Raw genomic sequence first — 13,471 nt, forward strand, 5'->3', positions numbered from 1 at the left:
ACGGAAATGACGTCATCGCGTAGAATTCGTTTCGGCGTGGTGGGGGCGGGCCTCTGGGGCTCGTTCCATTGCAGGACGCTGAGCTCGATCGCCGGCGCCGAGCTGGTCGCGGTCTGCGACCTGAACCCCGAGCGCGTCGCCGAGATGCAGACGCAGTTTGGGGCGGCGAAGACCTATACCGACTATCGCGAGCTGATCGCCGACCCTGACATCGACGCCGTGACGGTGGCGACGCCCGATTTCGCCCATGGCGACATCGTGCTGGCGGCGATTAAGGCCGGCAAGCATGTGATGAGCGAGAAGCCGCTGGCGACGACCTTGGCCGAGGCCGAGGCGATCGCGGACGCGGCCGAACTGAGCGGCCGCAAGGTCATGGTCGACTTCCACAATCGCGTCAGCCCGGCGATCGTCGCGCTGCGCGACACGATCGCGGCCGGCGACATCGGCCTGCCGCTGCACGGCGCCGCGCGCCTCTCCAACACGCTGTTCGTGCCGTTCGAGCTGCTCTCCTGGGCCGGCAAGTCCTCGGCGCTCTGGTTCCTCGGCAGCCATTCGGTCGATGCGCTCCGCTTCGTCATGGGCTCCGAGGTCAAGCGCGTCCAGGCCATGGTGCGGCGCGGCTTCCTGGCCGGGCAGGGCGTCGACACGGCCGACGTGCATGTCGCGCTGCTGGAGTTCGAGAACGGCGCCGTCATCTCGCTGGAGAACAGCTGGGTGCTGCCGAACGACATGCCGAACATCGTCGATTTCCGGATCGAGATCGTCGGCGAGAAGGGCCTGCTCCAGGCCGAGCCCACCCAGGCAGGGCCCTTCCGAAAATTCACGGGACCCGGTCTCCGGACCGCCGATCTGTTCGGCGTCACTCCGGCGGCTGGTGGCCGCATCGGTGGCTTCGTCATGGAAGCGATCGCCCGCTTCATCGATGCCGTCGCCACCGATGCGCCTGTCATTGCCGATGCGCGCGACGGCCTGCAGGTGACCCGCGTGCTCGCGGCGATCGAGAAGGCCGCCGCGACCGGCGCCACGGTCACCCTCGCCGACGGCGTCTGACGGGCGCGGCGACCGCGCAGCAATAAAAAAAGGGCGGCGGTGCGGGTTTTCCGCACTGCCGCCCTTCCTGTTTCCGAGGGCGTCTACTTGACCGCGCCGGCGGTCAGGCCCTTGACGATGTAGCGCTCGAGGAAGATGCCGACGATGGCGAGCGGGGCGATCGCCGCTGTCGACAGCGCCGCCATCGACCACCAGTTGATGCCCTGCGAGCCGGTCTGGCTCGCCACCATCACCGGCAGCGTGTTGGCGTTGGTCGCGGTCAAAAGCGCGGCGAAGAAGTACTCGTTCCAGCACAGGACGACCGACAGGATGAAGGCCGCGACCATTCCCGGCAGCGAGATCGGCAGCACGATCCGGAGAAACGCGCCCCAGGTCGAGCAGCCGTCGACGAGGGCCGCCTGCTCGAGCTCGACCGGGATGCCGCGGAACTGGTCGCGCATGATCCAGATCACGATCGGCAGCACCATCAGCGTGTAGACGACGATCAGGCCGATGTGGGTGTCGAGCAGCGCCAGCTCCTTGTAGAGAACGAGGAACGGCATGGCGAGGACGACCGGCGGCAGGATCAGCTGCGACAGGAAGAAGAACGAGATGTCGCGGTTGCGCCAGATCGCGAACTTGTAGTCGAAGCGGACCAGGCCATAGGCGGCGAGCGAGCCGAGGATGACGGCCAGCAGCGACGCGCCGATCGACATGATCGCCGAGTTCAGGAAGCGCTTCATGAACTCTTCGCGCACCGTCGAGGTATTGAAGATCGTGTCCGGCGACAGGCCGATCGAGCGCCAGCCGCGCCAGTCGGGCCAGAAATCGACGAACGGGATCAGGTGGCCCTGGGTGACGTCGACCGCGACCTTGAACGAGGTGGTGACCGTCCAGTAGATCGGGAACAGCGCGATGAAGGTCCACAGCAGCAGCAGCGTGTAGATCGCGACCCTGCCGGCGATGCGCTTCGAATTGCTGGCGAACTCGCTCGGCGGTTCGCGATAGGCGTAGGGCTTGCTGCGGGTGGCCATTCCGGTTTGTGCTTTCGTGCTCATGGCCATCACCCGGTTACCCGCTTCATCCAGCGGCTCGAACCCCAGAGCAGCAGCGCGATGAAGATGGCGATCAGGATGAAGTAGAACTCGGCCACCATGGTGCCGTAGCCGACGTTCGAGCGGTCACGATATTCGCGGAAGATGAAGCTCGACACCGTATCGGTGGCGCCGCCGGGGCCGCCGGAGGTGACGGTGATGACGATGTCCGCCAGCTTCAGCTGGAAGATGACGCGGATGATGATCGCGGTGATCGAGACCGGCAGCATCAGCGGGAAGATGATCTGCCAGAATGAGCGCCAGGGGCTGGCGCCGTCGACCTTGGCCGCCTCGAGGATCTCCTTCGGCAGCGCCTGCAGGCCGGCGAGCAGCAGGATCATCACGAACGGGATCCAGACCCAAGCGTCCATCGCCATGATCGAGAAACGGGCGATCCAGGGCGAGGCGAAGAAGGCCGGGTTCTCCCAGCCGAGCAGGCGGGCGAGCGTCGCGGCGGGACCGAAGCGGTACTCCATCAGCGACTTGCCGACCATCCAGCCGACGGCGACCGGGCTCAGCATGAACGGCATCAGGAAGGCGACGCGGAAGAATTTTCGCGCCCGGATTTCGGCGTTCAGCAGCATGGCGAGGCCGAAAGCGATGGCGTACTGCACCAGCACGGCCAGCACGTAATAGACCATGTTGCCGAGCGCGTTCCAGAAATAGGCATCGTTCATCAGCGCCCAGAAATTGGCGAGGCCGTTGAACGAGCGCCCTTCGAACGAGGCGAGGTTCCAGTCGGTGAAGGCGATGTAGAGGCCGGCGACGGTCGGGAAGATCACCACCGCCACGGTGAACAGGATGGCCGGCAGCACGAAGAGCGCGCGCTTGCCGCCTTCGCCGCGGATCATGACCTGGCCGACGCCGAGCGCGACGCCCCAGGCGAGATAGGCATAGAGCACCGGTCGCCAGTTGGCGAAACCATAGGTGGTCTGGCCGGCGGCGTAGAGGCTCTGGAGGAGCGCGAAGGCGGCGAGCGTGATCGTGGCCAGGATGATCAGCCATCGACCGGCCGCGCGGCGACCCTCGGGAATGTCGTAAGCTGCGCCCGTGTCGTGCGGCGCGGCCGTAGTGGACGTCTGCATGGGTGTTCGCTTCGTCAATGAGCGCCGCGAACGGCACTCCCAGAAAAAACCGGCTGGCGACGCGTTCGCGCCGCCAGCCCTTGATGATCAGCAGGCGTGACCCGCTCGCTCAGAGTCCGAGCGAAGCCTTGTAGAGCTCGATCTGCTTCTCGCGACCGATCTGGTCCGTCAGCTTCTCCCAGGCGGCGGCGATCTTGTCGGCGCCTTCCTGGGCGGTGTTCTGGCCGGCGAAGGTCTTGGCCAGTTCGTCCTCGGCGATCGAGTAGTACTGGAAGATGCCCGGGATACGCGGCTCGATCGCCGCGTTCGGGTGGTTGTAGCTGTCCCTGTTGGCGCCGAGATAGGCGGTGATGAACGCCTCGTCATAGCCGGCGGCGACCCATTCCGGGATGTTGAACTGGCTGTTCCGGTAGGGCTGGAAGCCCGACGGATAGGCCGACATCCAGAGGCCGATGTCCTTGCCGCCGAGATGGGCGGCGGCGGACCAGGCAGCCTTCTTCTTCTTCTCGTCCGCGTCGACGCGCGACATCACGTAGACGCCCCAGCCGAGGAAGGCCATGTTCGGCGCGTAGTTCGGGCCGCTCGCGAGCTTGTCCCACTGGCCGGTCTTGGCGTTGTAGACGTCGTCGGAGCCCGGCAGGATCGAGAAGCCGGTGACGTCGCCCACCACCGAGGTGTCGCTGGTCTTGGCGTTGGAGCCGACGTCGCCCCACCACGAGACCATCGAGCCGGTGCCGCCCAGGAACTGCTGGAAGGCGGTGGTGTTCGGATCGGCGTTGATCTGGTCGGCCGGCTCGGACGGCAGCGCGTCGATCACGTCCTGGATGGCGCGCACCCAGGCCGGATTGTTGACGCGCGGCTTCATCGTGTCGGCGTCGAACAGCCAGGCCTTGTCGTCGGGGTGCTTGGCATAGGCGGTGGCGCGGCTGCCGAGGAAGTAGAAGCCGAAGCCGCCCCACGCCTTCGGGGCGTCGAGATAGCCATAGGCGTCCTGGCCGTTGATCTTCTTGCCCTTGAGGAACTTGGTCGCGGCCTGCACCTGCTGCCAGGTCTTCGGCGTGCCCCATTCGCCCGCGTTGCCTTCTTCCTTCCACGCCTTGGCGAGGTCGGCATCGGCGAACACGTCGGTGCGATAGTTGAAGGTGTGGCAATCGCCGTCGATCGAGACGCGGTAGGTCTTGCCGTTCCAGGTGCCGACCGGCGCCTTGAGGTAGCCGACATAGTCGTCCATGTCGATCTGGGCCTTGACCCAGTCCGGCATCTCGGAGGCGAGACCCTTGCCGCAGACGTCGCCCTCGAAGGGCGCGCCCATCTCGAGGATGTCGAAATCGACGGTGCCGGTGGCGATCGACTGCTGCAGGCGGGCGTTATAGTCGGCCTGGGCCAAGTCGATCCAGTTGATCTTGGCGCCGGTATAGGCCTCCCACGGCTTCAGGAAGCCGCGGAACAGCATGTTGTGCAGGTTCTGGTTGTTGAGCCCCATGAAGGTCAGCTCGACACCGGCGAACTCGCCTTCCTTGACGTTCTTCTTGGTGGCGTCCAGCACCATCTCGCCGACCTTCTGCCAGTCGGCATCGGTGGGCGAGCCGGCGCCGACGCCTGGCACCGCCAGCAGCTGGGCGCGAAGGTCGCCGGCCTGCGCGGCGGCCGGCTGCGTCATCGCGCCGAGCACGGTCGAGCCGAGCGCGCCGGTGGCGGCCAGCGCGCCGAAACCGGCGGCGCCCTTCAGGATGCCGCGGCGGCTGGCCTGCCAGCTCAGATAGCGATCGTAATCCTGTGTCTTCATATAACGTCCTCCCAAATGATGTGCGGTGGCTTCCGCTGCGCGCCTCCGTGCCGTGTTCCGGCCGCCGGCGCGCTCGCAGATCCCCCGCTTGCGAAAGCGCAACGCGGCGCCTCCGCTCGTCCCCCTCAGCGCCGCCCTCCAGCGGCGCTATCCATCGCAGTGAAGATGGCAGCAAGAATGCCCCGGATTCACTGGGCGACAACAAGAGCCATAAATCTGCGACACGTCAATCCGGAACATCGACGTGTCACCATGCGTGTGCATGACCGTTGATTTTGCTGATGAAACAGTAAGGCTGAACTATGTTCAAGCCATGGGCATGCAACGCCCGACTTATAGTCGGACGTTGCCTGTTTCTTGCGCCGAAAGCCGGCTTTTCCCTAGAGGTCGGCCGTCGCCAGGAGGGCTTCCACTTCGGCCAGGCGCGGCATGGACGGAGCCGTGCCGTGGCGGGTGACCGAGATGCCGGCGACCGCGCAGCCGAAGCGGGCCGCCGCGATCGGATCGGCGCCGCGGGCGAGCGCCGCCGCGAAGCCGCCATTGAAGGCGTCGCCGGCGCCGGCCGTCTCGACGACCGGCCCCGACGCCATGGCCGGAACATGCGTCGAGCCGCTGCGGGAATGCAGCAGAACGCCCGCCTCGCCGAGCGTGATCAGCGCCGTGCCGACACCCCTGGCGAGGAAGGCGTCGCCCGCCGCCCGCGCGCTGGCGAGATCGGTCACGGCGATGCCGGTGAGCAGCGAGGCCTCGCTCTCATTCGGCGTCACATAGTCGCAGAGCGCGTAGATCGCGTCGTCGACCGGCTCGGCCGGGGCGGGGTTGAAGATCGTGACGACGCCGGTGGCGCGCGCGATCTCGAGGCCGCGCCGGGCCGCCGCCACGGGCTGCTCGAGCTGGGTGATGAAGACGGCGGCGCCGCGGATCGCGTCCGCCGCCGCCTCGACGTCGGCGGCGCCGATGGTCGCCGCCGCGCCGGGCACGACGATGATGGCGTTCTCGCCGCTCGCCTCGTTCACATAGATGAAGGCGGCGCCGGTCGGCTGGTCGTCGAGCTCCGCGACGCGCGCGGTGATGCCCTCGGCCCGCCAGGTGTCGAGCGCGATCGCGCCGAAGGCGTCGCGTCCGACTTTCGAGATGAAGGTCACCGGGGCGCCGGCGCGGGCCGCCGCGACGGCCTGATTGGAGCCCTTGCCGCCCGGGCCCATCTTGAAGCCCGAGCCGGCGATGGTTTCGCCGATGCCCGGCATGCGGCCCGCCCGGAAGGCGAGGTCGGCCACGAAGATGCCGAGAATGGCAACGCCCTGTCGCGTGTCAGCCATGCTGCGTCTCCGGCTCAGCGCGCGTCAGGCGGGATCACGCCCTTCTTCAGGACGAAGCAGCCATAGAAGCGGCGCTCGCCGGTCTGGATGACGCAATAGGCGTTCTTGGCGCGCTCGTAGAAGGCGAAGCGCTCGATCGAGCCCATCGGCCAGGAGCGGCCCTCGGCGGCGTCGATCTCGGCCTGGACCTCGGTCTGCACGGGCGGAAGCGTCGCTCCGTCGCCGACGATCTCCATGCGCAGCGCCGGCTGGTCGACGAAGCTGTCGAGTGGCATGACCGAGAGGATGGCGCGCGCCGCCTCGGCGGCCGTGACGTTGTCGATGCGCAGCAGCTTGCCGAGCACGGTCTGCCGGGCGACGGAATCGGCCGGGAAATTGGTGTCGCAGATGATGAGGTCGTCGCCGTGGCCCATCGCCCTCAGGGCGTGGAGAACATCCGCGTTGAGGAGCGGGTCGATCGATTTCAGCATGAATTCCTCCGTTGATCATGCGTCCGCTTGGTGCGGATCTTGGCATGGCGCCCGATCAGCATTCCGACGCGGGCGGCAGTCTAGCGTGACAATCGTCGCGGCGTGAATGGGGCGCGCGTCGGTGGCGTGATTTCGTCCTCAGGCGCGTTCGTCGATGCGCTGATAGCGCGACGCGGCGAGCTGGTCCGAGATCTGGGTCGTCGCCTCGCGCAGGCTGGCGATCAGGCGCGGCCGGATCTCGTCGGTGACCCGCCGCTCCGGCGCGGAGACGCTGATCGCGGCGACCGGATAGCCGGTCTCGTCGAGGATGGCGGCGCCGATGCACATTGTGCCTTCCTCGTTCTCGCCGATCTCGATCGCGACACCGTTCGCCACGGCGTCGGCGAGTTGTCTTTCGATCGTCTTCAGCTGGGTGATGGTGCGCAGCGTGCGCTGCGGCAGCGCATCCGACAGCAACTGCGTCCGTTCGTCGGCCGGCAGCCGCGCCAGGATCGCCTTGCCGAGCGCGGTCGAATGGACGGGATCGCGGCTGCCGATCCGCGCCTGCATGCGCAGCGCGCGGGTCGATTCGATGATGTCGATATAGACGACGTGGTTGTCGGCCAGCACGGCGAGATTGGTCGTCTCGTTGAACTCGCGATTGATCTCGGTGAGCGCGGGCAGCGCGCAGTCGCGCAGGCGCTGGATGCTCTTGTCGGCGGTGGCGAGCGCCCGGAAGCGGATGCCGACGCTGTAGCGGTCGGTGCCGGCGTCATAGGTCAGGAAGCCCGCCGCGCTCAGCGTGCGCAGATAGCGGAACACGCTCGTCTTCGGCAGGTCCAGCTCGCTGGCGATCGTCGTCAGCGAGGCGGGATGTCCCTTCTGCGCGATGGCGTCGAGCACCTTCAGCGCCTTCAGCACCGGTCCGACGATGTAGCGGTCGTCCGCGGTCGTGGCCATTCGCGACTTCCTCCTGCTTTGCTCGCGGGAAACTAGCTTTTTTCCGCCGGACGAAACAAGCATCCGTTTACATGAAACGGGGCTTCTGGCTTGGTTTGGGGAAAGCCAAGCAGAGGAGTTCGCGTTGAGCATCCACAATCCGGCGACGGCCGGCCAGTCGTCCAAGTCGTTGACCTTCGATCGTTCCGTCGAGGAGATCCGCCGCAATTCCCAGTGGATCGCGGGCGGCGTCAACAGCAACTTCCGTCTCAACATCTCGCCGACGCCGCTCGTCTTCGAGAAGGCCGAGGGACCCTATCTGTTCGACGTCGATGGCAACCGGCTGATCGACTACTATCTCGGCATGGGGCCGATGATCCTCGGCCACAATCCGAAGGCCCTGACCGACGCCGTCACCGAGCAGATGAAACACGGCATCCTGTTCGGCGGCCAGTCGAAGGTCGAGACCGAGGCGGCCCGCCTCGTCTGCGAGATGGTGCCCTGCGCCGAGCGGATCCGGTTCGCCTCGTCCGGCTCCGAGGCCGACCAGGCCGCGCTGCGCCTCGCCCGCGCCGCCACCGGCCGCCAGGTCATCATCAAGTTCGAGGGCCATTATCACGGCTGGTTCGACAACGTGCTATGGTCGACGGCGCCTGCGCTCGACGCGGCCGGTCCCGCCGACAAGCCCGTGCCGGTCGCCGGCAGCAAGGGCCAGCTGCCGCAGTCGGCGGAGGGCCTCGAGGTCCTGCCGTGGAACAACCTGGCACTTCTCCAGGCCCGTCTCGCCAAGGGTGACGTCGCCGGCGTGATCATGGAAGCGACCATGTGCAACGCGGGCGCGATCCATCCGGCGCCCGGCTATCTCGAAGGCGTCCGCGAGGCCTGCACCAAGGCCGGCACCATCCTGATCTTCGATGAGGTGATCACCGGCTTCCGCCTCGGCGCCGGCGGCGCGCAGGCGCATTTCGGCGTCACGCCCGACCTCGCGACCTTCGGCAAGGCGATCGCCAACGGCTTCCCGGTGGCGGCACTCGCCGGTCGCGCCGACCTGCTCGACATGTTCGTTTCGGGCGGCGTCGTGCATGGCGGCACCTACAATTCGCAGCCGCTCTCGATGGCCGCGACCGTCGCCTCGCTGAAGTCGCTGACGCCGGAGCTCTACGCCACGATCGGCGTGAACGGCACACGTCTGATGGACGGCATGCGCGCCATCTTCGACAAGGCCGGCGTCAAGGCGGTCGTCACCGGCTATCCGCAGATCTTCCACGTCGCCTTCGGCCTCGATGCGCCGGCGGTCGACTATCGCGACCTCGCCCGTTCCGACAAGAAGGCCTATGTCGCCTTCACGACGGCGCTGCTGCGGCGGGGCGTCCGGGCGCTCGAGCGCGGCGCCTGGTTCATGTCGATCACGCATGACGAGGCGGTCGTCGACGCCACGCTGGCGGCGGTCGAGGGCGCCGTCGGCGAGCTCAAGGCTGGCGGCATTCTGTAGTTCGCAATTATAAATAATTCCGTGCAGTGAAGCGCGCCCGACTTGCCAGGATCGACATGGCGAGAGACGGTGTGTGCAACGCGAACAGATCCGCCGCGCCGATTACCGGAAAAAAAGCCGGAACGGCGCGGCGCGAAGCCAGGGAACAGAGCCGTTGCCGTCGCATTGCGCGGCGTGCGGCCTGAGCACGGACGGTGGATTTCATCGTCGAGAAGAGGGGAAGACCATGCGCGCTACCGCATTGAAATTCGCAGCCGGCCTCGGCGCCGTGACGCTCGCCATGTCGATGGCGCAGCCGGCCTTCGCCGGCAAGCTCCAGGACGTGCTGAGCCGGGGCAAGCTGATCGTCGGCACGGGCAGCACCAATCCGCCGTGGCATTTCCGCGATGAATCGGGCGAGCTCGTCGGCTTCGACATCGACGTCGCCAAGATCATCGCCAAGGGCCTGTTCGACGACGAGACCAAGATCGAGTTCGTCAACCAGGCGTCGGACGCCCGCATCCCGAACATCGTCACCGACAAGGTTGACATCACCTGCCAGTTCGTCACCGTGACGGCGGCGCGCGCCCAGCAGGTTGCCTTCACCGTCCCGTATTATCGCGAGGGCGTCAGCCTGATGATGCCGGCCGGCGGCAAGTATGCCGACTATGCGGCGCTGAAGGCGGCCGGCGGCGACGTGACCGTCTCCGTGCTCCAGAACGTCTTCGCCGAGGGCATGGTCAAGGCGGCGCTTCCCGACGCCAAGGTCGACCAGTTCGAGAGCGTCGACCTGATGTACCAGGCGCTGAACTCGGGCCGCGCCGACGCGGCCGCGACCGACTCGTCCTCGCTGCGCTACTACATGAAGCAGAACGAGGGCCGCTATGTGGACTCGGGCTACAGCTGGAACCCGCAGACCTATGCCTGCATCGTCAAGCAGGGCGATCCGGACTGGCTGAACTTCGTCAACGTCGCGCTGCGCGAGTCGATGACCGGCACGATGTTCCCGACCTACAAGGCGGCCTATGAGCGCTGGTTCGGTGAATCGCCGAGCGAGCCGAAGATCGGGTTCCCGGCCGAATTCCGCTAACAGCCGGCGAACGCCAACGTGAACTATACGCTGCATTTCGGTGCCGTATGGGCGAGCTTCGATCAGCTTCTGATCGGGCTCGCCATCGGCCTCGGGCTGGCGGTCGCCGCCGTGGCGATCGGAACCCTGATCGGCCTGCTGTCGGCCTTCGCCAGCGTGTCGCATTCACGCATCCTGCGCGGCATCAGCTGGATCTACGTCCTGCTGATCCGCAACATCCCGCTGCTCGTCCTGGTGCTGCTCGCCTATTTTGCGCTGCCCCAGGTCGGCATCCGGCTCGACAAATATGAGAGCTTCATCGCCTCGCTGGCGCTCTATGCCGGCGCCTATCTGACCGAGGTGTTCCGGGCCGGCCTGCTGTCGGTGCCGAAGGGCATCGTCGAGGCGGCGCGGGCGATCGGCCTGACGCGGCTGCAGACCAATCTCTTCGTGGTCGCGCCGGTGATGCTGCGCAATGCGCTGCCCTCGCTCGGCAACACCTTCATCGGCATGTTCAAGGACAGCTCGATCGCGGCCGCCATCGCGGTGCCGGAGCTGACCTTCGAGGCGCGCAAGATCAACGTCGACACGTTCCGCGTGGTCGAGACATGGACGGTCGCCAGCGGCCTCTATATCGCGACCTGCTTCACGATCGCCGCGTTGCTGCGCCGGCTCGAACGCCGCTTCCCCAAGTTCTGATCGGGCATGGTCATGGATGCATTCCTCGCCCAGCTCTGGATCGCACGGTGGCCGCTCTTCGACGGCTTCCTGATGACCATCGGCATCTCGGTCGGCGCGATCGTGTTCGGCACGATCCTCGGCTGCATCGTCGGGATCCAGCTCGTCTTCGGCTCGTTCCTGGTCAAGCTTCCCTTCCGCCTCTATGTCGACGTGATGCGCGGCACGCCGCTGCTCGTGCTGATCCTGGCGGCGTTCTACATCCCCGCGGTGATGGGGCTGTCGCTCAGCGCCTCGCAGGCGGGCACGCTGGCGCTTGGCCTCTTCGCCGGCGCCCATATCGGCGAGCTGGTGCGCGGTTCGCTGCAGGCGATCCCGCCCGGGCAGATCGAGGCGGGGCGCGCCATCGGGCTGCGGTTTCCGCAGATCCTGGCCAATGTGCTGCTGCCGCAGGCGCTCCGTTCGGCGCTACCGCCCTGGATCAACACCGGGGTCGAGCTGATCAAGGGCTCGAGCCTGCTCTCGATGATCGGCGTCGGCGAACTGCTCCTGAAGACCCAGGAGGTGATCGGCCGGACCTTCATGACCATTGAATTCTACGTGTTCGCCGGCATTCTCTACCTGATCGTCAACATCACCCTGGACGTGCTCGGCAAGTCGCTGGAACGCCGCCTCGGAGCCCGCCTATGATCCCAGACGAAAACGCGCGCCCGCTGCTGGAAATCCGCGACCTCCGCAAGAATTTCGGCGCGGTGGAGATCCTGAAGGGCGTCGATCTCTCGCTCCGGCCGAAGGAGGTCGTGTCGATCATCGGCTCGAGCGGCTCCGGCAAGACGACGCTGTTGCGTTGCGTCAACCTGCTGGAGGAGTTCCAGGGCGGCGACATCGTGCTCGACGGCGAGACGATCGGCTACAGGACGTCGGGCGGCAAGCGCGTCCGGCTCCGCGACGCGGAGCTGTCGCGCCAGCGTGCCATGACCGGCATGGTGTTCCAGAGCTTCAACCTGTTTCCGCACCTGACGGCCGCCGGCAACGTCATGCTTGGCCTGCGCAAGGTGAAGAAGCTCGGCAAGGAAGAGGCCTTCGCCATCGCCGAGAAGTGGCTCGGCCGGGTCGGCCTCGGCACCCGCCTCAACCATTATCCGAGCCAGCTTTCCGGCGGCCAGCAGCAGCGCGTCGCGATCGCCCGCGCGCTTGCCATGAACCCGAAGCTGGTGCTGCTCGACGAGGTGACCTCGGCGCTCGATCCGGAGCTGGTGCAGGAGGTGCTGACCACCGTCAAGGGCATCGCTGACGACGGCGCCACGCTCCTGATCGTCACGCACGAGATGCGGTTCGCCCGCGAAGTGTCCGACCGCATCGTGTTCATGGAGCAGGGCCGCATCGCCGAGCAGGGCACGCCGGAGGAGATCTTCGGCGAGGGCCGCAGCGAGCGCCTGAACGCCTTCCTGAAGAGTTCGCGGCACTGAGCCCTTGTCCGGCGCCGTGCGCGCCGGTCATGATCCGATTGGAAGCGAGGTTCGGGAACGAGCCTCGCTTTTCGTTCGTCTGGCCGAAGCGGCGCGGGGTGCCTCGCGGCGGATCGCGTGCTAGGCCTTTTCGACGCGCCGCGAACCGGCGCCGCATGGTGGACTTTGACGGAGATCGAGATGACGAAGGTAGCGTTCCTGGGCCTCGGCGTGATGGGCTATCCGATGGCGCGGCATCTGCAGGCTGGCGGTCACGAGGTGACCGTCTACAACCGCAACGCTGCCAAGTCCGCGAAATGGGTGGCCGAGTTCGGCGGCCGCAGCGCCGCGACGCCGAAGGAAGCGGCCGTCGGCCAGGACATCGTCTTCGCCTGCGTCGGCAATGACGACGACCTGCGCTCGGTCACGATCGGCCCGGACGGCGCCTTTGCCGGCATGGCGAAGGGGGCCGTGTTCGTCGATCACACCACGGCTTCGGCTGAGGTCGCGCGCGAGCTCCATGCCGAGGCGGCCAAGCTTGGCTTCGACTTCGTCGACGCCCCGGTCTCGGGCGGCCAGGCCGGCGCCGAGAACGGCGTGCTGACGGTGATGTGCGGCGGCGACGCGGCGGCCTTCGCCAAGGCCGAGCCGGTGATCCAGAGCTATGCCCGCGCCTGCCGGCTGCTTGGTCCGGTCGGTTCCGGCCAGCTCGCCAAGATGATGAACCAGATCTGCATCGCCGGCATCGTCCAGGGCCTGGCCGAGGCGCTGCATTTCGGCAAGCGCGCCGGCCTCGACGTCGAGGCGGTGGTCGACGTGATCTCCAAGGGCGCGGCGCAATCCTGGCAGATGGAGAACCGCTACAAGTCGATGAATTCAGGCAATTTCGAGTTCGGCTTCGCCGTCGACTGGATGCGCAAGGACCTCGGCATCTGCCTCGACGAGGCGCGCAACAACGGCGCCCGGCTGCCGCTGACCGCGCTGGTCGACCAGTTCTATGGCGACGTCCAGCAGATGGGCGGCAATCGCTGGGACACGTCGAGCCTGATCGCCCGGCTGGAGAAGTAAGCCCGGAACGACGGGTTAACGCGCCTCCGGCGCGTT

At 66.8% G+C, this 13,471-nt stretch carries 13 protein-coding genes; 7 read left to right on the forward strand and 6 right to left on the reverse strand.

Translation table 11 applies throughout. The features are described from left to right. Positions 1-6 precede the first annotated feature (6 nt). Positions 7-1,050 carry a Gfo/Idh/MocA family protein gene (locus G539_RS0105380; protein WP_035830432.1) on the forward strand — a complete coding sequence of 348 codons (1,044 nt, stop codon included), beginning with the start codon at positions 7-9 and terminating at the stop codon, positions 1,048-1,050. 83 nt (positions 1,051-1,133) lie between these two features. Here the strand turns inward: G539_RS0105380 and G539_RS0105390 are convergent, their stop codons facing one another. The 6 genes from G539_RS0105390 to G539_RS0105415 all read right to left on the reverse strand — a co-directional run bounded on the left by G539_RS0105390 (position 1,134) and on the right by G539_RS0105415 (position 7,722). Then, a complete protein-coding gene (locus G539_RS0105390) occupies positions 1,134-2,093 on the reverse strand; it encodes a carbohydrate ABC transporter permease (RefSeq protein WP_425402341.1) in 960 nt (319 codons plus the stop codon). Further along, complete coding sequence (locus G539_RS0105395; RefSeq protein WP_029074292.1) at positions 2,093-3,208, reverse strand: carbohydrate ABC transporter permease; 1,116 nt, start codon at positions 3,206-3,208, stop codon at positions 2,093-2,095. The genes G539_RS0105390 and G539_RS0105395 overlap by 1 nt, the downstream gene beginning before the upstream one ends. A gap of 109 nt (positions 3,209-3,317) precedes the next feature. Then, positions 3,318-4,994 carry an ABC transporter substrate-binding protein gene (locus G539_RS0105400; RefSeq protein ID WP_029074293.1) on the reverse strand — a complete coding sequence of 559 codons (1,677 nt, stop codon included), beginning with the start codon at positions 4,992-4,994 and terminating at the stop codon, positions 3,318-3,320. Positions 4,995-5,374: 380 nt separating this feature from the next. Beyond that, a complete protein-coding gene (locus G539_RS0105405) occupies positions 5,375-6,313 on the reverse strand; it encodes a ribokinase (protein WP_029074294.1) in 939 nt (312 codons plus the stop codon). Between the two features lie 14 nt (positions 6,314-6,327). Beyond that, positions 6,328-6,783, reverse strand: coding sequence for an RbsD/FucU family protein (locus G539_RS0105410; RefSeq protein ID WP_029074295.1), 456 nt, complete (start codon positions 6,781-6,783; stop codon positions 6,328-6,330). A 138-nt stretch (positions 6,784-6,921) separates the two neighbouring features. Beyond that, on the reverse strand, positions 6,922-7,722 hold the full coding sequence (locus G539_RS0105415; protein ID WP_029074296.1) for an IclR family transcriptional regulator: 801 nt from the start codon (positions 7,720-7,722) through the stop codon (positions 6,922-6,924). 124 nt (positions 7,723-7,846) lie between these two features. On the opposite strand from G539_RS0105415, the gene G539_RS0105420 reads away from it, so the two are divergent. The 6 genes from G539_RS0105420 to G539_RS0105445 all read left to right on the forward strand — a co-directional run bounded on the left by G539_RS0105420 (position 7,847) and on the right by G539_RS0105445 (position 13,435). After that, the gene (locus G539_RS0105420) at positions 7,847-9,193 is read left to right on the forward strand and encodes an aspartate aminotransferase family protein (protein ID WP_029074297.1); all 1,347 of its coding nucleotides are present in this window, start codon (positions 7,847-7,849) and stop codon (positions 9,191-9,193) included. A 226-nt stretch (positions 9,194-9,419) separates the two neighbouring features. After that, positions 9,420-10,262: a transporter substrate-binding protein gene (locus G539_RS0105425; protein WP_035830437.1), complete on the forward strand. Its 843-nt coding sequence runs from the start codon at positions 9,420-9,422 to the stop codon at positions 10,260-10,262. A gap of 18 nt (positions 10,263-10,280) precedes the next feature. Next, positions 10,281-10,940: an amino acid ABC transporter permease gene (locus G539_RS0105430; RefSeq protein WP_029074299.1), complete on the forward strand. Its 660-nt coding sequence runs from the start codon at positions 10,281-10,283 to the stop codon at positions 10,938-10,940. A 12-nt stretch (positions 10,941-10,952) separates the two neighbouring features. Continuing rightward, entirely contained in the window at positions 10,953-11,609 is a 657-nt protein-coding gene (locus tag G539_RS0105435) for an amino acid ABC transporter permease (RefSeq protein WP_084639893.1), read from the forward strand. Beyond that, on the forward strand, positions 11,606-12,388 hold the full coding sequence (locus tag G539_RS0105440) for an amino acid ABC transporter ATP-binding protein (protein WP_029074301.1): 783 nt from the start codon (positions 11,606-11,608) through the stop codon (positions 12,386-12,388). Before G539_RS0105435 ends, G539_RS0105440 begins: the two co-directional genes overlap by 4 nt. 180 nt (positions 12,389-12,568) lie before the next feature. After that, on the forward strand, positions 12,569-13,435 hold the full coding sequence (locus tag G539_RS0105445; protein WP_029074302.1) for an NAD(P)-dependent oxidoreductase: 867 nt from the start codon (positions 12,569-12,571) through the stop codon (positions 13,433-13,435). Positions 13,436-13,471 lie beyond the last annotated feature (36 nt).

The sequence above is a fragment of the Kaistia adipata DSM 17808 genome, assembly GCF_000423225.1.
Taxonomy (GTDB): Bacteria; Pseudomonadota; Alphaproteobacteria; order Rhizobiales; family Kaistiaceae; genus Kaistia; species Kaistia adipata.